Source organism: Pseudomonas cerasi (assembly GCF_027983475.1).
GTDB classification, from domain to species: Bacteria; Pseudomonadota; Gammaproteobacteria; order Pseudomonadales; family Pseudomonadaceae; genus Aquipseudomonas; species Aquipseudomonas cerasi.
The window spans coordinates 76,532-96,954 of the sequence record NZ_JAQJVM010000001.1 but is presented as its reverse complement, the minus strand read 5'-3'; the positions used below and the strand labels follow the sequence as shown (position 1 = coordinate 96,954).

Sequence of the window (20,423 nt, the reverse complement as noted above, 5' to 3'; positions counted from 1 at the left end):
AACTACAAATAGACGATGCATGCCCCGCGCGCCCCAGTCATAACAGAACTACCCCCCTTATCCAGCGCAGACATTTTCCGCCCAGGTGGACAGTCTATGGCGCACCCGACGCCCATGAGCCTCGATATCGTAAAACGCGTTTTAATGGCGCAATCAAATTTCATGGCGCAGGCTTTTTTCAACACACGCCTGCCCCAGCCAGGGCCTTATGAGCAGACCCTGATGAGCATCCCGGAGATACGTTACCTATGAATGCAACACGCCTCGCCATTCCAGACGTCATCGTATTTGAGCCCAAGGTTTTCGGAGACGATCGCGGTTTTTTCTTTGAAAGCTTCAACCAGAAGGCATTCGAAGAGGCCGTTGGGCGTTCTGTAACGTTCGTTCAGGACAACCATTCGCGTTCGGTGAAGGGCGTTCTTCGCGGTTTGCATTACCAAATTCAACAGCCACAGGGCAAGCTGGTCCGAGTCACCGTCGGAGAAGTCTTTGACGTTGCGGTCGACCTGCGCAAGAGCTCCCCTACGTTCGGCAAATGGGTAGGACTGCATCTCACCGCCGAAAACAAAAAACAACTGTGGATTCCGGAAGGCTTTGCCCACGGCTTCGTTGTACTGTCCGAAAGCGCCGAGTTCCTTTACAAGACCACCGATTACTGGGCGCCTGAACATGAGCGCAGCCTTGCCTGGAACGACACCACTGTGGGCATCGACTGGCCATTCGGCGAAGCGCCCTCTCTGTCCGCTAAAGATCAGAAAGCCGTCGTATTCGAAGACGCCGAGGTGTTCGCTTAATGAACCCTCATAAAACCCCCTCGGCAGGCCCTTTACGGCTCGTCAGTAGCCTGTGGACCAACCGCTCATTGATCTCGCAAATGACCAAGCGAGAAGTCATTGGGCGCTACCGTGGCTCGGTGATGGGCCTGGCGTGGTCATTCTTCAATCCGGTTTTGATGCTGGCGGTATATACCTTCGTGTTCTCTGAAATCTTCAGCGCGCGTTGGGTCGGAGTCGATACCGGCAAAGGCGGCTTCGCTATTCTGCTGTTCGTCGGGATGATCGTGCATGGCTTGTTTGCAGAGTGTGCGAACAGAGCACCTTCTTTGGTGATGAGTAACAGCAATTACGTCAAGAAGGTGGTGTTTCCTCTGGAGATTTTGCCGGTTATCACCTTGGGTTCGGCGCTCTTCCACAGTTGCATCAGCCTTATTGTGCTGGTGATCGCACAACTGTTGATCTCGCACACGCTTTTCTGGACGGCGCTGTTGTTTCCGCTGATTCTGGTGCCGCTCATTCTCGGCACACTGGGTATCAGCTGGTTTCTCGCATCCCTGGGTGTGTACTTGCGCGACGTCGCGCAGGTCATTACGGTTCTGACAACCGTTCTGCTGTTTCTGTCGCCGGTTCTTTACCCGGTGGCGGCGCTTCCTGAAGTCTATCGCCCCTGGCTGCAGATGAACCCGCTTACCTACATTATCGAAGAGAGCCGTAGCGTACTGCTGTTCGGCAACCTCCCGCATTGGGACAGCCTGGGTATCGCCATCGTGATTGGCGCGGTAATTGCTGTCATGGGGTTCTGGTTTTTCCAAAAAACACGTAAAGGATTCGCTGATGTCATCTGATCAACCGGTTATCAGCGTACAAAACGTCTCGAAGTGTTTTTACACGTATGACAAGCCACACGACCGCTTGAAACAAGCCTTGGTACCTAGAATTCAGCGCTGGTCAGGGCAGCCGACCACTACCTATGGCAAGGAGTTCTGGGCCCTGCGCGACGTCAGCTTCGACGTCGGCAAAGGCGAAACAGTTGGTATCGTCGGCCGCAATGGTTCAGGCAAGTCAACCTTGCTGCAGATCATCTGCGGAACATTGAACCCGACTGTTGGCGAGATTCACACGCGTGGCCGGGTCGCGGCCCTGCTGGAGCTCGGTTCGGGCTTCAACCCCGAGTTTACCGGCCGTGAAAACGTTTATCTGAACGCTGCTGTACTTGGGCTGACGCGTGACGAAGTAGACGAGCGTTTTGACGCGATCGCCGGCTTTGCCGATATTGGCGAGTTCCTTGATCAGCCGGTCAAATCCTACTCGAGCGGCATGGCCGTACGCCTCGCATTTGCAGTCCAGGCCCAGGTCGATCCGGAAATCCTTGTCGTTGACGAAGCACTTTCCGTCGGCGATGCACGATTTCAGGCCAAGTGCTTCGAGCGCCTCAGGCAGCTGAAAGAAAATGGCACCAGCATCCTGCTCGTCACGCACTCCAGCGAGCAAGTGGTCACCCACTGTAATCGCGCGATTTTGCTGGAAAAGAGCAGGATCGAGATGATTGGCGAATCGCGCCCGGTCATCAATCGCTACACGGACCTCCTGTTCGGGCGTGAGAAGAGCCCTATCACCGACAAGAGTCTGGACCTCGCCGAAGCAGAGCGGGTGGAAACCGCACCCGTCGAAGCCGACAAGATAGCGCTGCGTTTTGATGAAGACGTGTACGCCAGCAGGCCTGGTTATAACCCTCATGAGTACCGTTGGGGGGATGGCGCTGCAACACTGCTCGACTTCCATATGAATGCATCGGGAAGGGAGTTTCCCAACAGCGTTGAATCGGGCGAGGAAATCGTTCTTGATCTGGCCCTGCAATTCAATCGTACAGTGGTCAACCCGATTATCGGCTTTACGATCAAGACCAAAGAGGGTGTCACCGTATACGGCACCAACTCTTACATGCAGGATTGCGAGGGCACAGGCCTGATCGGCAGCGCTGGCAAACAGGCAAAAGCGCGAGTGAAATTCAGAAACGCGCTGGCGACCGGTGATTACTTCATTTCCATCGGTATCGCCTCTCGGCAAAGCGAGGACATCGTGCCTCACGACCGACGCTATGATTCGATACATTTCGTCGTAGAACCTACTCCGAAGCTTCTGGGCCTGATAGACCTGGCGGCCTCCATGGAAATTGAACCGGTACTTGTTGATGTTTGAGCTTGATAGATATGGCTACCTCCGTGATACAGACACATCTGTATGGGTGCGGACTGATTATCAGGGCATTGCCTACAGTGACGGCGATAGCTCGGAAAATGAGCTGGCGAAGATCGTTCGTGACGCAAGCGATGTCTCCGTGCTGTCGAGCGAGCTTCCGCACTACTGTACCGACTGGCCAAAGCTCTATCACCTTAGTTCCACCCGCGGAAATATCTTTCGCCCATTCGAGCATCTTCTAAAAGGTAAATCAGTTCTCGAAATCGGTGCGGGTTGCGGTGCGATCAGCCGCTACCTCGGTGAGGTGGGTGCTAACGTGCTCGCGCTGGAAGGTAGCCCGCGCCGAGCTGCAATCGCAGCGAGCAGAACACGTGATCTTAATAACGTCACGGTGCTTGCTGAACGATTCGATGACCTGAAGATTGATCAGCAATTTGACGTAGTAACGCTCATAGGTGTACTCGAATACGCCAGCATGTTCAGCAATGACGAAGATCCTGCACTGGGGATGCTGAAACGAGTTAAAAAGCTGCTCAAACCTGACGGACATCTGTTTATTGCCATTGAGAACCAACTTGGCCTCAAATATTTTGCCGGCGCGCCAGAGGATCACGTTGGTGTCGCTATGTACGGTATTGAGGGCCGGTATGTCGGCCGCCAGCCTAAGACATTTGGCCGCAAGGGCCTAGATCAGTTAATAGCCCTAGCTGGCTTTGCATCATCAAGCTTTTTATCGCCTTATCCCGACTACAAAATTCCCAACTCCCTGATCACAGAGAACGGTTTCAAAGCCGATAATTTCGACGCTGCTGCATTGGCCTGCCAGAACACTCGGAAAGATCCACAATTACCATCGACCACTACATTTAACCTCGAAAAAGCTTGGCCGGTGGTGATCGAGAATCATCTGGGCATGGATCTCGCAAATTCGTTTATAGTCGTCGCTTCATGCCAGCCGTACGATGCAGTCCCCAGAAATGTCCTAGCGTATCACTACAGTACAGGGCGCAATGCAGAGTACTGCAAAGCAACGGTTTTCGTCGATACCAGTGAAGGCATAGAAGTCCAATACCAACGTCTAAGCACTATCGAAGCGGCAGACGACAGTGATGCCCCGTTCAGATTCATCCTTCCTGCAGCTCATGGTTACGCAAAAGGCAACTTGCTCAGCCTGCAATTTCTTGAAGCCTCAACAACGAAAGACTGGTCAGTTGAAACGTTTACCCCTTTCCTGAAGACCTATCTAGATTGCCTGAGCCAGCTCTTGGATGCTGAAGAAAGCGCTACTGAACTGGACAAAGTAGACGTTCGTTTACCTGGCCATTATATTGACGCAGTTGCACAAAATATCATTATTGACAGTGAAGGCAAGCCACACCTCATCGATATCGAATGGGAGATGAAGGAAGGCGTCGAGCTTGGCCATCTACTAATGCGGGGCCTGCTGCTACTGATAGCGAATAAAGTACCCTTTTACCCAAGCATGACCATGATCAACAGGCGTGATTTTATTCTTGAGTTGATTGGCAGTGCAGGCCTTGAGATCAACGAGCAGGATCTGAACCGATATGCGCTACTAGAGGCCATGTTCCAAGAAAAAGTCACCGGTCGCGAAGCTGCGAGTTTTCTTAATTGGTCACCAGAAGCGACCATTCAGAAAATGGGATCCCTGGGAGACAAAACGCCTAGGGTGGCGACGCTCTATATAGGTGATTCGGCGGGCGGCTTCAAAGAAGAGCGGACGATAAGTCAATTTGTACACGATGGACGTCAGACCTTAGTGTTCACAGTTCCAGCGACCTACCGATGCGCGGCACTTCGCTTTGATCCCACCAATATTCGTCAATCTTTTTCGGTAGACGCAATCACCATTTATGACGCCAATTCGGAAGCATGGTCATGGCGTGACAGTGCCAGCGCATCTCTAGACTCTGCGGGCACCACCACATTCGTTAACGACGTGAACGACAGCACAATGTTCATGGCATTGGATGATGACCCGCACATCGTGCTTCCGGTTGATCTCAATTCGCTATTAGCCGGGAAGTCGTTCAAAATACAGATTACGTTCACTTTATTCACGGAAGGTCAGGTCGCTGAGCGACTCCTTCAACAGGAAGAGGAGCTCAAGCTAGCGCTTGGGTCTATATCGGAATTGAATCTTAAAGACCGCTCAGCTTTAGACGCCGTTGAGGTAGCGAACCTTGCGTTAGAGGACAATCATCGCCTGGCTCTGGAAGAGCTCAAGGCTGAGAATCTGGCGGTGCAAGACGAGCATCGTTTAGCCCTCGAAGAGCTTGAAGCTGCGTACCAAGCGGCCAAGGAGCATCACAGATTGGCTCTTGAGGAGTTCGAAGCTGCACAGCTTGCCTCTCAGGAAAGCCATCGAGCCGCGCTGGAAGAACGGGAGGCTGCAAATCTGGCGATTCAAGAAAACCACCGTATTGCTATGGAAAATCTTGAGACGGCAAACCTTCAGGTTCAAGCAGAGCACCGTCAGGCGTTAGCGGATATTGATGCCGCTACCCGAGAGGCGCAAGAGAAGCATAATGCCAAGTTAACAGAGCTTGAAATTGCGATTTTGGCAGCTCAGGAAAATCACCGTCTGGCACTTGTAGACAAAGATACGCATGTTCACAACTTGAACCTGCATATCATCGCGATGCAGTCTTCGTACAGCTGGAAAGCCACTGCCCCACTGAGGAAGATAACCAGGTCATTTTTCCGTGCAAAACGTCTTGCCGCGTCGATTCCACTGATTGTTCAGCGAGGAGGCGGACTTTCCAGTACAGCGAAGAAGGCCTACCAAGTGTGGCGTCTCAGGGGACTCGCAGGTGTCATCGCACAGGCTCGCTGGGTTCAAGGTGAAGCTCAACATGCGTTCGTCGGAAGCGAAACGCGTGAAGTGCCCGATCGACACGATTATTCTCGATGGGTCCAATATTATGACACGTTGGGCGAAGCCGAAATCAATCGTATCAACGAGCACATGAATCGCTGGATTGAGTACCCGCTTATTTCCATCATCATGCCGGTGTATAACCCACCACTGGATCTCCTGCGTGAAGCAGTGGACAGCGTGCGCTCACAGCTTTATACCAATTGGGAACTGTGCCTCGCTGACGATGCATCGACAAATCCTGCGGTGATCGAGTACCTGAAATCTTTGAAGGCGCAAGACAAGCGCATCAAAGTTGTTTTCCGTGGCAGCAATGGCCACATCTCGCAGGCAAGCAACTCGGCACTTGGCGTCGCTAAAGGTCTTTTTGTTGCGTTAATGGACAATGATGACCTTCTGCCTGCTCATGCGCTTTACTGGATTGCTCGCACCATTCGCGAAAACCCAGATGCAGGATTGATCTACTCGGACGAGGACAAGATTGATACCGAAGGGAACCGTAGCTCGCCATACTTCAAGTCAGACTGGAACGAGTTTCTGTTTCGTTCGCAAAATATGGTTTGTCACCTTGGAGCCTATCGTCGTGATCTCGTCAATGAAGTCGGGCAGTTCCGCGTAGGTTTCGAGGGTGCTCAGGATTATGACCTCGCCTTACGTTGCATAGAAAAACTTAAACGCGACCAGATTATTCACATTCCTCGAGTGCTTTATCATTGGCGCATACACGCTGGCAGTACAGCCATGGCTGGCGACGAAAAGCCTTATGCTGCATTGGCGGGAGTTAAAGCTCTTGATGAGCATTTAGAGCGTCAAGGTCGGATTGGCTCGACAGAGTTGCTACCTACAGGACAGTACCGCGTGCACTACAACCTGCCGACAACGCTGCCTCTTGTAACACTTGTCATACCGACAAGGAATGCTCACGCATTGGTCAAGCAGTGTATCGACAGCATCAAAGGCCTGACAACGTACAAAAATTACGAAATCATTCTGATTGATAACGGCTCTGACGATCCCGAATCGCTGGAATACTTTGCTCAAATCGATCAGGAAGAAAACATTCGCGTACTTCGAGACGATGGGCCGTTTAACTACTCTGCGCTCAATAATGGTGCTGTGCGTATCGCCAAAGGTGAGCTAATTGGTCTCATCAATAACGATATTGAGGTGATTACACCTGAGTGGCTCAGCGAGATGGTGTCAATTGCTTTGCAGCCGAAGGTCGGTGCGGTAGGCGCAAGGCTTTGGTACCCAGACAACAGACTCCAACATGGTGGTGTTGTGGTGGGTATAGGTGGTGTTGCAGGCCATGCACACAAGTATCTTCCAAAAGGTGCACATGGCTATTTCTGTAGAGCGGAGCTAATTCAGGAGTTCTCGGCGGTCACGGCCGCATGCCTGATCATTAAAAAGTCAATTTTTGATGAGGTAGGCGGGTTGGATGAGCAGCATTTGAAGATAGCATTCAATGATGTGGACTTCTGCTTACGGGTTCAGGAAGCTGGGTATCTCAACGTCTGGACACCTTTCTCTGAGTTGTACCACCATGAATCGGCGACGCGCGGTCTGGAGGACACGCCTCAGAAACAGGAACGATTTGGACATGAGATTCGCTACATCAAAAATCGCTGGCCGAACATCCAGGTGGATTACGCCTACAGCCCGAACTTAACCCTTGATCACGAAGATTTCGGTCTGGCTTGGCCTCCAAGGTTCAAAAATTGATCGCAGTCGCCAAAAACATTCAATACAGCGCTGTGACATTTTCTGCAGCCTTAAGGGTCACCCGTGTTTCAAACTAATCATTCAGATCATCAAACAGGCTGGTCCAGCACTCGTTACCAACGAGTGCTGGCCACTACCTATTTCATCCTTCTGTCGGTTTGGTCGGCGGGAATTGCCTTTAATGGCGCACCTGATGAGTCAACGCACTTTTTTTTGCTGGAATACCTGAAATCGTTCCATTCCCTGCCAGCAGCCAGTGCGCCGACTCAAGCGTTTACAGGTAGTATATCGGGATACACTTGGCAACCAGGTGAGTTCTGGTATCACGGTCTGCCATTCCCGCACGTCATTGGTGCACTGATCAGTTCATACAGCTTGAGCTGGATGTTACCGAGCGATCTGGGCTATCTAGCTGCAAGATGCTTTAACTGGATACTGGGCGCAGTATTTATCTGCGCCTTGTTTCGTATCGCAAACCGGGCAGGCATGTCGAAAAAAGCAGCTGCCCTTGCAGCGCTGATCATCTCACTGATACCGCAGGTCTCCTTTGTTTTTTCTTATTTCAACAGTGACGCCTACGGACTGATGAGCGTTGCACTGCTTATCAGTGCGCTGCTGGGTTTTCTGAAAGCACCGAATAAATTGACCGCCGTATGGCTAGGCGGCGCGATAGGGCTGATGTTTCTAGCGAAGTTGTACTTGCTGCCTGCCTTGGTTTTCGTCGTGGTGATGCTCGCTGCGCAGCATTTTTTCAGAGACAAAATTCTGAAACAGCGCGTTGTGCCGATGCTAACAGCTGCCGTAATTGTTTCACTGCCCATGCTGCTTGTTACCTATCTTAAATTTGGGGAGATCTCCGGAATCTCCGGGCAGATCGACTTTGTTGCACTGCATAAAAATAACCCTGCTGCAGGCTTTGGGACCTGTTATATCCGGTGCTCGGGGCATCTGTTAAACATGGAGAATGTCATTCCGTGGCTCAACCTCACATTGACTAGCTACTTTTCGACCACTGGCTGGATGAATATATTTTTACCATCGACCTATTACATGGGCGCGGCAGTATTGTTCATCTCGATTGTCATCATGGCAACGATACAGACAGCTCGTATTTATTCACGTGATAGCAAGCCGATATTTCTTCTGAATTTTCTGCTGCCGCTGATCATGATACTGGGTCTGTTCCCGTCAATTATTTTGCTCAGTATGCTGGCCTCTCAGAACTCCTTGCCTCAACCGCAAGGTCGATATCTGTTCGTGACAATTCCTTTTCTGACGCTGCTCATTGCTTTTGCAACCATGAGCAGAGCTCGTGCCAGAAACGCTACTTCGTCTGTTAGAAATGCCAGGTTAAGCCAGTTTCACGTGAAGTGCCTCATCGCAGTGGTGATATGGATGGCCTGGACAAATATGGCGGCTTGGAAAGAAAACACGCTTAGCTCGAGCAACATCCAAAAATCGGCCATCGGAAAGTCAGTGACCGAAGCTGTTATAGAAAGTAATGCGTCCAGAAAACCGGCTACCGACAGCCTCAGTGCAGCGCAGTTGGCAAACCGGCTGTCGTTGAATAATGGGGAGTTTTTCCTGAAAGCCCCCTTGGAACAGGTCCGCGCAATGGGCACCCTCGACGAAGTTCGCAAAACTTCAGAAGGCTGGATACTTAGGGGATGGAGTGTTCCTCCACAGACAGACGGCTTGCCTGAGTACATCATTGCTGTAGAAGCTGGAAAAATTGTGGGCGCACTCAGAGTCGAGGGCAAGCGACCGGATGTCGCTGCAGCGTTGGGCAACAAGTCTGCCCTTCGCAGCGGCTATGAAGGCACTGTTCCTGCTTTGTCAAGCCCCGACAAATGTGATTTGAAACTTTATACTGTCAGCTCAACCTTCAAAGTTTTCGCCATGCCTGATGTGTGCGAGTTCATCAGTCGTTCGTCTTACTGATTATGGAAATTCCAATGGAAAATATTCCCCTTTTCTCAGCCACCAAAGCCAACGCCGGACTCGACTTCACCACGCCTTTAAAGGCTGTTCTGGACAGCCACTGGTACGTCTTGGGTAATGAGGTAAAGCTTTTCGAAGAAGAGTTCGCAGCGTATGTCGGTGTGCAACACTGCATTAGCGTGGCCAACGGCTCCGACGCACTGGAGCTTGCACTCAAGGGCTTGGGCATCGTCGTCGGTGACCGCGTAGTCGCCGTAGCGAACGCCGGCTTCTATGGCAGCACTGCCATCCACGCAGTAGGCGCAGTGCCTGTTTACGCAGATGTCGATCCTGCAACATTGACCCTTTGCAAAAACTCTCTGGAAACCGTGATTGCCAAGGAAAAGCCGGCGGCCATCATCGTTACGCATCTGTACGGTCAGTTGGCGAATATCGAAGAGATCGTACAAATCGCTTCCGCAGCAGGTATTCCCGTTCTTGAAGACTGCGCTCAGTCGCACGGCGCACGACGCAGTGGCAAGCAAGCGGGTAGCTTTGGCACCATAGCCTGCTTTAGCTTTTACCCCACCAAGAATCTGGGCGCGTTAGGTGACGGTGGCGCAGTGGTTACCGGGGATGACGCTCTGGCAGCACGCATTCGCCAGCTTCGCCAGTATGGCTGGGACCAGAAGTACCGCATTGCCATCCCGGGCGGTCGCAATAGCCGGCTCGACGAGATGCAAGCTGCAATCTTGCGCGTCAAGTTGCCTCATCTGGACACCTGGAACGAGCAGCGCCGCTCCATCGCCAAGCGTTACAACGAAGCGTTTGCCGGTCTGGACATTGAACTTCCATGCTCGGTGTCGGAAGACTACGTTGCACACTTGTATGTGATTCGTGCGAAAGACAGAACTGCACTTGCCGCTGCGCTTAAAGAGAAGTCCATCAGCACAGATATCCACTACCCGATTGCCGACCATAAGCAGCCGGCTTACTCGGCAGCCCCTTCCGTGGCTCTGGACGTAACCGAGCGTACATGTGATACCGTCATCTCCCTGCCCTGCTTCCCAGGCCTCAGTGACGACGAGGTTGATCGCGTCATCGCTGCGGTCACTGCGCACTTTTCCAAGGAGATATGATTTTGCTGACGTTGGTCATTCCCGTCTATCGTAATGAGAGCAATCTGCCCGACTTGCTCGTTGCTGTGACGGCGCTTGATGAGCAGCTCGGACACGACCTGGAGGTCGTGTTCGTTGTGGACGGCAGCCCTGATCGCTGTTACGAAATACTCAGGGAACAACTGCCGTCACAATCGTTCAAGTCCAAGCTGATTCTGCTGTCCAGAAACTTTGGATCATTCATGGCGATCCGTACGGGTCTGCAGCATGGCAGTGGCGACCGTTTTGCGGTAATGGCTGCAGATCTTCAGGAGCCGCCGGAACTGGTTCTGGAAATGAACACGGTACTGATGCGCGGCGATATCGACGTTGTGGTTGGTGTACGTGAGGGTCGTCAGGACCCATGGGCAACACGTACGGCTTCAAAGATTTTCTGGGGATTTTATCGTCGCTATGTCATTCCTGAAATCCCGCCAGGCGGCGTCGATATGTTCGCCTGCAACAAGGCTTTTCGGGATACTCTGCTGACCCTTGAAGAGCGTCACAGCTCTCTCATCGCGCAGATATTCTGGATGGGCTATCGCCGCGAGGTAGTTACCTATACCCGGCAGGAACGGGTTCACGGTACGTCTGCGTGGACACTGCGTAAAAAAGTCAATTACCTGATGGACAGCGTATTCTCCTTCACGGATATGCCTATACGTATATTGACCCGCGTCGGCGCGTTCGGCTCTACATTTGCAGCGCTGTTCGGTGTGTTCACACTGATCGCCAAGCTCGAAGGCAGAATTGAAGTACCCGGCTACGCAATGATCATGCTGGCCATCACATTCCTCGGCTGTTTGAACCTGCTGGGATTGGGCATCGTCGGCTCTTATGCATGGCGCACTTACGAAAATACAAAGAATAGGCCCTTGGCCATCCCGATGCGGATCGAGGGATTTGGAGAAACACATGAGCAGCGGTAAGGATTTCTTTGTTCACAGCCATGCGCTGTGCGAGTCCGAGAATATCGGGAAAGATTCGCGGGTATGGGCGTTCGCACATATCCTGCCAGGCGCAAGCCTCGGTAGTGAATGCAACGTCTGTGACAACGTCTTCATCGAGAATGACGTTATCATCGGCGATCGGGTGACGCTGAAATGCGGTGTACAGGTATGGGACGGCATTACCATTGAAGACGATGTCTTCATCGGTCCTAACGCCACATTTACCAATGACCTGTTCCCACGCAGCAAAGTCTATCCACAGAGTTTCGCGCGTACCATCATCAGAAAAGGCGCCTCACTGGGTGCTAACTGCACGATTCTTCCGGGTATCACCATCGGCATCAACGCCATGGTCGGCGCAGGTGCCGTCGTTACCCGCTCTGTGCCGCCTAACGCTATAGTCGTAGGTAACCCGGCCAAGATCATTGGTTACGTGGACGCCAAGCCTGTCAACGCCAGTAGCGAGACGCGCCCGGAAAAAGCCGCACCAGGAGTAACCGCCACGTCGGTGAAGAACGTTACCCTGCACACCATGAATGAAGTCGCGGATATTCGCGGTAGCTTGTCGGCGGGCGAATTCGAGCGTTCGGTACCCTTCAAGTCCGAACGTTACTTCTTGGTCTACGACGTACCGACCGCCGAGACTCGAGGCGAGCACGCACACCGTATCTGTCACCAGTTCCTGGTTGCCGTGAAGGGCTCGGTTCATGTTGTAGCGGATGATGGTGTCAATCGTGAAGAGTTTATTCTCGACAAGCCGAATCAGGGCATCCACCTGCCGCCGATGACGTGGGGTATTCAGTATCGCTATTCTCAGGACGCCGTGCTGTTGGTATTTGCGTCGCATTACTATGATGCCGGGGACTACATTCGTAACTACGAAGAATTCAAATCCCTGATCGCAAACGCTGAATAATGGCACGATGATGAATCAGGCTGTTTCAAAATTCTTAAAACAGGATTTTGCCCGATTCCTGATGTCAGGCGGTTTCAACACCGCCCTGACCTACGGACTCTACCTCGTTCTGTTAATGTTCCTATCCTACAACATAAGCTATACGATTTCTTATGTGTCTGGAATATTACTAGCCTACATCATGAATCGGTTTTTTGTATTCAAGAGCCATCAGGGACTGCGCTCAGTCATTTTATTGCCGCTTATATACGCTTTCCAGTATTGCTTGAGCTTGGCCATACTTTGGTGTTGGGTTGAACAACTTAAACTGGATGCAAGGTTGGCACCATTGGCAGCAATAGCACTGACACTTCCCGTTACGTTTATCCTTTCAAAACTTGCCTTTTCGGCCGGACCTGCGTCACGGTAGTGCAAGTCTTCTAAACGTAGATCCCACACACTCTGTATTTCACCTTGAAGAGCGTGCAACCCTATAAAACCTTGATGCGTCTACAGTGATGCCAATGCCCAAGGGAGAAGCACCAACTGCTTTGGATTGGCCGTTCAGGATTCGAGATGTGTAAAAAGTTGGCTCGTTTATAAACCAATATCTAAGGAAAAACCATGTACAAAACCCTTACGGCCATCTGTTTTCTTACCCTCCTATCAGCCATCATCTCTGGGTGTGATAAGAAACCGGATAATGCATCAAGCTTGCCAAATGCCAAAGTCACTCACTATTCATTCGACAAATGCAATATTGATTCGATCGCGGGAAAAACAGGGGCGAGCATCTACGTCAATCGAGAAGTGGTTGAGTTTAATGGGTGGGCCTTCGACCCAATAAAAAATGAAGCCCCCAAAGAAATCAGGCTCCGCCTGACGGGCTACAAAGGCGCTCCCGACACGTTCAAAGACCCGGTCATTATTGATCGTCCCGATTTGGTAAAGGCATTCAAAAACGACAAGCTTCTGAAGTCCGGATTCTCATTCAAAGCAGACCTGTCTTCATTTGAATCAGGCGGCTACAGCGTGGTTTTAGAAATACCTGGAGAAAACTCGTCTAGCCTATGTCAATCTAAAGTCTTGCTCGTCATCAAATAACCAGAAAGCACTTCGCCTCCTTACGACAGCTATACCTTCAAGGCCGAAAACTATGGACAATGCAACAAAAAAGCGAACCCTAAACAGCTTTATGCTGCTATTGATATCGGCTACTTTTGTCGTGGGGAATTTTCTGTGGCAGGGCCATGATGGATTTAACCTTTGGGATGAAGGCTACCTGTGGTACGGCGCTCAACAGATCATCAAAGGAGAAGTACCAGTTCGAGATTTCATGGCCTATGACCCAGGTCGCTACTACTGGTCCGCGGGATTCTTTGCGCTTATGGGTGACACAGGCATCGTAGCCCTGCGTGCAGCCGTTGCAGTGTTTCAACTGCTAGGTGTCTATGCAGGGCTCTGGACAATTTCCATCGCGCTAAGATCTAACACGACAAGAAGACTTGCTTATCTGTGCATCGCGGCTATCACCCTCATGGCTTGGATGTATCCGCGGCATAAGATCATTGACATGTCCCTCTCGATGATCGTAGTCGCCAGCCTGACTTATCTGCTGTTGAGCCCTAACACGAAACGTTACTTTTTTCTCGGCGTCATCGTCGGCATCGCTGCCGTATTCGGCCGTAACCACGGTGTGTATGCCGCTGTTGCAAGTCTGATAGCCGTGGGTTGGCTGGCAATTAAATCACCGACGCCCGATAACCGTTTGACGGACATTGTGGCTTGGGCCGCAGGTGTAGCAGTTGGCTATCTTCCCGTATTAGCCATGTGCCTTTTTACACCAGGCTACTTTACAGCGTTCATCGATACGATTGTCTTCATGCTTGAGCAGGGTAATACGAACTTACCTCTTCCGATACCTTGGCCCTGGACGGTGGGTTTTGGTACTGCCGGAGTCGTCATCGAAACAAGATGGTTCCTGATCGGGCTGTGCTTCATGGGGTTGATAGTATTTGGAAGTGGTGCACTGGCGTGGGTATTCAAAGAGCGAATCAAGGGGCGCGCTGTGCCTCCAGAACTTGTGGCCGTTGCCTGCGCAACGCTGCCTTATGCTCACTATGCTTTCGCTCGAGCAGACGTGGGGCATCTCGCACAGGGAATATACCCTTTACTCTTGGGTATCTTTATTACTCTAGGGACACTTCACTCAGAAACTTTAAAGTGGGCACTGGCCATACTTACGAGTGTCGTCAGTTTATTCATTCTTGCCGCTTGGCAACCCGGGGTCCTTGCTCGCACCCAAGACGGATGGACCTCGGTAGAGGTGTCCGGTTCGAACCTATCCATGGACCCCAGCACGGCTGAAGCGGTACATCTTCTGAGGGATCTGACCAATCGCTATGCTCCAGCGGGCAGAAGCGTACTGGTGTTACCTTTCTGGCCGGGAGCTTATCCCTTGCTGGGGCGCAATGCGCCGCTCTGGGAAATTTACGCACTCTCGCCTCGAAGCGAGGCTTTTCAACGAGCTGAAATTCAACGCATAAAGAAGGCTGATCCCGGTTTCGCATTAGTCTTCAACATGGCGATGGATGGACGAGAAGAACTCAGATTCTCCAATTCGCATCGTTGGATTGAAGAATACATTCACACCCATTTTGAAGCGGTCACGAACTCACCTAACGCGGCTTATCAGATATACAAGGCACCTGATAAAACAGAGGCTCACTGATTTACGTAAACGCCGAAACTCGTTCCGCTTGCATTAAATGTTCGTAACGGTTGAGGGGGACTTGTTGCTCTCCCTCACACTCTGTCTAGGCACACCGCCAGGATCAGGCTCAAATTGCCCTGTACAGTCTGCCGGTAGATCCCCGCTTTTCGAAGCGTGAACACACGTTTGAACAACCGCTGCCTGCGACCGCTTTCAAAGTAACCCAGCACGTGCCGACTTTCCTCGGTGAGCACACACTCCATATCCTTGAGGATCGCCACGTTGGCATCGTTCCACTCGGCAAATCGCCCTGAAAGCATCTTTCGAAATCGTATCAGCCTTTCTCGAGTGCTCGCATTGGCGCCGATCAGGTTTCCGCGGTGTTGGCGATAGTAGAGGCAGGGGTCGGCGTCATAGAACACCTGACCGCCGCATCCGGTCACCAGAAGATAGGTGAGCCAGTCATGCGCGATCAGAGGAGCGTGTTCAGGCAATTTGGCCAACAAACCACGGGTCGCCTGATTGATCAGCATGGTATTGGCGCCTGCCAGGCTCTGAACCAGGGCGTTTTTAAAAGAGGGCGTTTTTTTGAACAGCGGAGAAACCCCGATTACCTTCAAGTCTGCATCGACTAACCGGGTTCTGGAGCAGTAAAGCGCCGGCGTATCGGGCTTCAATAGCTCAAGGCGCCCCACGCTTCTCTCCAGCTTGTCACTGAACCAGACGTCATCCTGATCACTGAACGCAAAATAGTCGGCGTCTATTTCAGGGCGTTGAACCAGCGAGACAAAGTTCTCCGCAAAGCCCTTGCAAGGCCCGCTGAAAATGACCAGCCGCTCTCGCCCCCAGCGGGCCTGGTAGTCGGACAGTATGTCAACGGTGTCATCAGTCGATGCATCGTCGGAAACATAAAGAACCCAATTGCGAAAGGTCTGAGCAAAAAACGATTCGAGCTGCTCACGAAGATACGCAGCCCCATTGTACGTGCACATCAAAATGGCGACGCGAGGGCGACCTGACGCCTCGGATAAACCTCGACGCCGTAGCGGGTTGGCACCGTCCGCCCTGTGTTTTTCGGTGAGCTGCGTTCTCAAGAAACCTTTCGCCTGCAAAAACCGCGCATTTTACGCCTTGTATCGACTCCCGTCAGTTATCAAATGATTGAATGCCTATCCGTTGATCCAACTTTTATACTTCCCCCCACTAAAACGGAGAAACCGGCGGTTTTCACCACGCCGGCTCTTCGTTCTGATGCGGCAAACTACCCAGTTATCCCAACCGGAACCGCGCCGTATTGTCATTCAACGCCCGACTGCCCTGACTCAAGGTATCCGCCGCCTGATTGACTGCGCGGGCACCTTGCAGCAAACGCCCTGCGGCCTGATCGACCTGCTGGATGTTGCTGCTCACTTCATCAGCGGTCGACGCCTGTTCTTCCACGGCGGTCGATATCTGCGCCAGCGTATCGGTCACACCCTGCACTGCCGTGGCGATTTCGCCCAGGCGGACGCCCAGCCCGGTCACCGACTGCGCATCGTTGACGGCTTGCCCGCAGGCCGCTTCCATCAGGTTGACCGCCTGCGTCACGGTGGAGCGCAAGCTGTCGACCGTGCCGGCGATCTGGGCGGTCGAGGCCTGGGTACGCTGGGACAGGCTGCGCACTTCATCGGCAACCACCGCGAACCCGCGCCCTTGTTCACCGGCGCGTGCCGCCTCGATGGCTGCGTTGAGGGCCAGCAGGTTGGTTTGTTCGGCGATGCCGCGAATGGCATCCACCACCGATTGAATCTGCTGCCCCTGCTCGCTGACCCGACCCAGCGCGGCGGCAGTCTCGGTCAGACGCTGATTGAGCTGCTGGATACTGTCAGTGGTGCGCTGGCTGTCCTGACTGCTTTGCTGAGCAATCTGACGCGTCTGCCGAGCGCTTTCCGATGCCTGTTCACAGCTTCTGGCCACGCCCTGGGAGGTGGCGGCCAGCTCGGTGGCTGCTGCGGCGATCTGACTGATCTGTTGCTGCTGGTCTTCGACCTCGCTCAGCGTTCCGCTGGACTGGGCATTCAGCGTCAGCACCGCATCGCCGACGCGAACCGTTTCCTGATTGACGCCCAGCAGGCTGGTACGCAGTTGCACCACCGCGACGTTCAGCGCGCGACTGATGGCAGCAAGCTCGTCACGGCCCTGCACAGCCACTTCCACACACAGATTACCGTCACGCAGGGACTCAGCCAGCGTGGTGATGCCTTTGGCGCTATTGCGGATCGAGGATTGCAGACAGGCGAACAGATAGATTGCCATGATCACCAGGACACAGAAGATCACTGCCATCGGGATGAACTCGGTGTTGGAGCTCTCGTGGTAGTAATCGAGACGTCCATTGAGCGCGTCAAGCGATTGCCTGCGCAAATCTGCCGTGCTGCCGGTCAGGGTGTCGATGCTCTTTTCGAACTCTTCAGGCTTGAGCTTGATGCTGCCGCCGAAAACACCGTCATCAATGACCTTAAGCTGTGTCTCCAGCACTTGTATTACTGCAGCGTACTTGTCCGCCCAAGGCTGCAACTGCTCGGGAAGCTTGGACAGCAGCAGGCCGGCAGCCTTTTGCATCTGATCCTTGGAGTCATCGATGCGACCGCGCAGATCGCGCATTTGCAGACGGCTCTGCAGACTGAACTGACCCGATGCCACCGACGTCTGCCCGACACTCGACAGACGGCCGATACGCTCGATCAGGTCCGGCACTTGCTGGGTGGAGAGCTGCATGAGCATGTAGGTTTCAAGCCAGGGGTCGAGAATCAAACCGCTGTCCATCGCGATCTGCTCGCGCAGCGCCTGGACCAGATTCAGCACCGTAGTGAATCGGTCATAGCCATCAGGCCACCAGCCCACTGTGCGCAATGATGCCGTGTCCAGACCGGTGACAGCGGCTTGAAGCGTCTTGAACCGGTTCATGGTATCGACAGGCGCCTTTTCCTCGACCAATGCGGCCTGAACGCCTTCCAGCGCCTTGGCAATGCGAGGGATCCCCGCATCGACGTTGGCCATCGCCGCCTTCGCTGCCGGGGTCGGCTCGCGCAGGATATCGGCGGCTTTCCAGCGTGCGGCATGATCGCGCTGGGCGGACAGCTCGATGTTCAGATCGTCGAGCGCCAGCAACTGACGCACGCCGGATTGCTCCCCGGAAATGACATCGAGCTTGTTGCTGTACTCCTTGGTGATGACCCACGCGCTGCCCGCCAGCGGCAACATGAACAGCAGGAACAAGACCTGAAACTTGCGAGCAAAACCAAAATGTCCCATCAGGCGCATGCCTGGTGACAAAAGACTGTTCATGTCCTGCGACTCCCCGTGAACACCTGCCAGATCTGCACAAACAGAGGCGATGCCTTTTGTTGGAAAAACACTAGCAGCAAAATGCCATGTTATTGTTTCAATGACGATACGCGTCGCCTCAGATTGGTACGCAAAGTGTCGCCATTCGTTGTTTTTGGCGTCAAAAAGCTTCTCAAACGAGCTATCAGGCACAACCAAGCAAGAACCGGACCGCCCAGCCGACGGGAAAAGCGCTTTACGGCAGTCATTTTCTCATCCCGTAAAAGCTCGAAACCAGGTGCAAGCTTTTGCAGCAGTGGCTCGCGATTTCAGCAAGCCGCTAAAAGATGTGGATCGAAGAGTTGATTCCGATGCTCGGTAAGCAGGCCTAGCAGGCGCAAGGCTCACTGAAGCCAAAAAAGCCGCAAGCTGGCCAGCGCGCTGCACCCGGACCGTGAACAGGATGCCGATGAGCGCGACCGGACAACGGCGCCAAGGCCTGGCTCAGGGAGCGAAGGGAGATGGCCGAGTGCTATTCGATGACCTGAAGATACTCGACACCCTGTTCCGGTAAGCGCCCGGAAAGACGTTCCGACAAGTGCTGCCACCTAACCGGTTGATCGCACGCAATTATTTTTCACAACAACGCTTGACACATATGCGTTCTCCGAGAATAATGCGCGCCACTTGGCTACATAGCTCAGTTGGTTAGAGCATAGCATTCATAATGCTGGGGTCCGGGGTTCAAGTCCCTGTGTAGCCACCAAGTACCGATTCACAGTTTTCTTCTGATCACTGTGAATCAACAAGAAGCCCGCCTCGTGCGGGCTTTCTTGTTTCTGGCCTTCCCGTTTTGTCACACCTCTTATGCCTCCCAGCCCCCCCCAGCGTGTGCTTAAAGCACGCCTCCGGGATTTCAGGACGTCGTCGGGAGACGGGTTTCCCTAGCGAGCGCCAACCAGGCCTCGGCCGCAGGTGACAAGTGCGCGTTCTTGCGCCACGCCAACACCATATGCCAATCCGTATCCGGCTCGTCCAGCGCAACCAATCGAATCCCGTCGTGATAGTGCTTCTGCGCCAGCATCCTCGGCAAAAATGCGACACCCAGCCCTGCCGAGACCAGATCCACAATAAAGTCGACCTGACCACTGCGTGCAGTCACTTTGGGCGTAACGCCCTTGCGGTCGCAGGTCAGTTTGATCATGGTGTTCAGTGCAAACCCCGCCTCGAAGAGGATAAATGGCGTTTCGGCCAGGTCTTCAATGACGACTCGTTTGCGCTTGGCCAATGGATGGTTCTCTGCCATGACCGCCACCACCGGCTCGATACGCACATCCTGGTAATCGAACTCTTCACTGAACGAGTTCATCTTCAGCAGTGCTGCCAGCTCGACTTCTCCTGAAGCCAGGCACTCATGCAGTTTGCTCGCGCCGTGTTCGGTGAGCTGAATATCGATATCCGGATAGCGGGCGCGGTATTGAGTGAACATGGCGGCGAAAAGCGCACCACTGCCCACGGGTGGCAGACCGATGCGCAACACGCCGCCCTTCAAACCACGCAGGTCGTTGAGCTCGGTCAGCAGATCGTTGCGCTCGGCCAACAGGGTCAAGGCGCGGCGGTAGACGATTTCACCGGCGGCGGTCAGTTCGCTGCGGTGGCCAATGCGGCTCAACAGCGGCGTGCCCAATTCGTCTTCAAGGGTCTTGACGGCCTTGCTGACGGTGGACTGAGTGAGCGATACCACGTCAGCGGCCTGGGAGAAGCTACCCTGACGCACCACTTCGACAAAAGTGCGTAATGTTCGAAGGTTCACAAGTATTCGATTTCCGACTGAATTCAAGTTGTATTAGTTGTTTTGATCATAGTCGGTTTTTCCGTAATCT

At 53.1% G+C, this 20,423-nt stretch carries 14 protein-coding genes and 1 tRNA gene; 12 read left to right on the top strand and 3 right to left on the bottom strand.

The window, feature by feature from the left end; genetic code table 11:
- The first annotated feature begins 248 nt into the window (after positions 1–248).
- From rfbC to PI739_RS00350, 11 genes are all read left to right on the top strand, one after another.
- On the top strand, positions 249–794 hold the full coding sequence (gene rfbC, locus PI739_RS00400) for a dTDP-4-dehydrorhamnose 3,5-epimerase (RefSeq protein WP_003365650.1): 546 nt from the start codon (positions 249–251) through the stop codon (positions 792–794).
- Positions 794–1,621: an ABC transporter permease gene (locus tag PI739_RS00395; RefSeq protein ID WP_003365652.1), complete on the top strand. Its 828-nt coding sequence runs from the start codon at positions 794–796 to the stop codon at positions 1,619–1,621. The genes rfbC and PI739_RS00395 overlap by 1 nt, the downstream gene beginning before the upstream one ends.
- Complete coding sequence (locus PI739_RS00390; protein ID WP_003365654.1) at positions 1,611–2,975, top strand: ABC transporter ATP-binding protein; 1,365 nt, start codon at positions 1,611–1,613, stop codon at positions 2,973–2,975. Before PI739_RS00395 ends, PI739_RS00390 begins: the two co-directional genes overlap by 11 nt.
- Positions 2,968–7,599 (top strand): glycosyltransferase, encoded by a 4,632-nt coding sequence (locus PI739_RS00385; protein ID WP_003365656.1) that lies wholly within the window; start codon positions 2,968–2,970, stop codon positions 7,597–7,599. Before PI739_RS00390 ends, PI739_RS00385 begins: the two co-directional genes overlap by 8 nt.
- Positions 7,600–7,662: 63 nt before the next feature.
- Positions 7,663–9,540, top strand: a complete 1,878-nt coding sequence (locus PI739_RS00380; RefSeq protein ID WP_054080638.1) for a glycosyltransferase family 39 protein — start codon at positions 7,663–7,665, stop codon at positions 9,538–9,540.
- A gap of 14 nt (positions 9,541–9,554) precedes the next feature.
- Positions 9,555–10,658, top strand: coding sequence for a DegT/DnrJ/EryC1/StrS family aminotransferase (locus tag PI739_RS00375; RefSeq protein ID WP_003365660.1), 1,104 nt, complete (start codon positions 9,555–9,557; stop codon positions 10,656–10,658).
- Entirely contained in the window at positions 10,655–11,605 is a 951-nt protein-coding gene (locus PI739_RS00370) for a glycosyltransferase family 2 protein (protein WP_003365662.1), read from the top strand. The genes PI739_RS00375 and PI739_RS00370 overlap by 4 nt, the downstream gene beginning before the upstream one ends.
- Positions 11,592–12,542 (top strand): WxcM-like domain-containing protein, encoded by a 951-nt coding sequence (locus tag PI739_RS00365; protein WP_003365665.1) that lies wholly within the window; start codon positions 11,592–11,594, stop codon positions 12,540–12,542. The genes PI739_RS00370 and PI739_RS00365 overlap by 14 nt, the downstream gene beginning before the upstream one ends.
- A gap of 7 nt (positions 12,543–12,549) precedes the next feature.
- A complete protein-coding gene (locus tag PI739_RS00360; protein WP_003365666.1) occupies positions 12,550–12,951 on the top strand; it encodes a GtrA family protein in 402 nt (133 codons plus the stop codon).
- A 194-nt stretch (positions 12,952–13,145) separates the two neighbouring features.
- Positions 13,146–13,625, top strand: coding sequence for a hypothetical protein (locus PI739_RS00355; protein WP_054080637.1), 480 nt, complete (start codon positions 13,146–13,148; stop codon positions 13,623–13,625).
- Between the two features lie 52 nt (positions 13,626–13,677).
- Positions 13,678–15,252 carry a glycosyltransferase family protein gene (locus PI739_RS00350; protein WP_054080636.1) on the top strand — a complete coding sequence of 525 codons (1,575 nt, stop codon included), beginning with the start codon at positions 13,678–13,680 and terminating at the stop codon, positions 15,250–15,252.
- Positions 15,253–15,326: 74 nt separating this feature from the next.
- On the opposite strand, the gene PI739_RS00345 is transcribed toward PI739_RS00350, so the two are convergent.
- Complete coding sequence (locus PI739_RS00345; RefSeq protein ID WP_080377291.1) at positions 15,327–16,328, bottom strand: glycosyltransferase family 2 protein; 1,002 nt, start codon at positions 16,326–16,328, stop codon at positions 15,327–15,329.
- Between the two features lie 175 nt (positions 16,329–16,503).
- Complete coding sequence (locus tag PI739_RS24800) at positions 16,504–17,529, bottom strand: methyl-accepting chemotaxis protein (protein ID WP_371124107.1); 1,026 nt, start codon at positions 17,527–17,529, stop codon at positions 16,504–16,506.
- Between the two features lie 1,700 nt (positions 17,530–19,229).
- Between PI739_RS24800 and PI739_RS00335 the strand changes: the two genes are divergently transcribed.
- A tRNA-Met gene (locus PI739_RS00335) sits at positions 19,230–19,306 on the top strand.
- Between the two features lie 150 nt (positions 19,307–19,456).
- On the opposite strand, the gene PI739_RS00330 is transcribed toward PI739_RS00335, so the two are convergent.
- Positions 19,457–20,353: a LysR family transcriptional regulator gene (locus PI739_RS00330; RefSeq protein ID WP_054080634.1), complete on the bottom strand. Its 897-nt coding sequence runs from the start codon at positions 20,351–20,353 to the stop codon at positions 19,457–19,459.
- Positions 20,354–20,423: the final 70 nt, after the last annotated feature.

Coding starts and splice junctions, on each gene's coding strand:
- rfbC (WP_003365650.1), top strand. CDS start 249: ATGAATGCAACACGCCTCGCCATTCCAGACGTCATCGTATTTGAGCCC.
- PI739_RS00395 (WP_003365652.1), top strand. CDS start 794: ATGAACCCTCATAAAACCCCCTCGGCAGGCCCTTTACGGCTCGTCAGT.
- PI739_RS00390 (WP_003365654.1), top strand. CDS start 1,611: ATGTCATCTGATCAACCGGTTATCAGCGTACAAAACGTCTCGAAGTGT.
- PI739_RS00385 (WP_003365656.1), top strand. CDS start 2,968: ATGTTTGAGCTTGATAGATATGGCTACCTCCGTGATACAGACACATCT.
- PI739_RS00375 (WP_003365660.1), top strand. CDS start 9,555: ATGGAAAATATTCCCCTTTTCTCAGCCACCAAAGCCAACGCCGGACTC.
- PI739_RS00370 (WP_003365662.1), top strand. CDS start 10,655: ATGATTTTGCTGACGTTGGTCATTCCCGTCTATCGTAATGAGAGCAAT.
- PI739_RS00365 (WP_003365665.1), top strand. CDS start 11,592: ATGAGCAGCGGTAAGGATTTCTTTGTTCACAGCCATGCGCTGTGCGAG.
- PI739_RS00360 (WP_003365666.1), top strand. CDS start 12,550: ATGATGAATCAGGCTGTTTCAAAATTCTTAAAACAGGATTTTGCCCGA.
- PI739_RS00355 (WP_054080637.1), top strand. CDS start 13,146: ATGTACAAAACCCTTACGGCCATCTGTTTTCTTACCCTCCTATCAGCC.
- PI739_RS00350 (WP_054080636.1), top strand. CDS start 13,678: ATGGACAATGCAACAAAAAAGCGAACCCTAAACAGCTTTATGCTGCTA.
- PI739_RS24800 (WP_371124107.1), bottom strand. CDS start 17,529: ATGGCAATCTATCTGTTCGCCTGTCTGCAATCCTCGATCCGCAATAGC.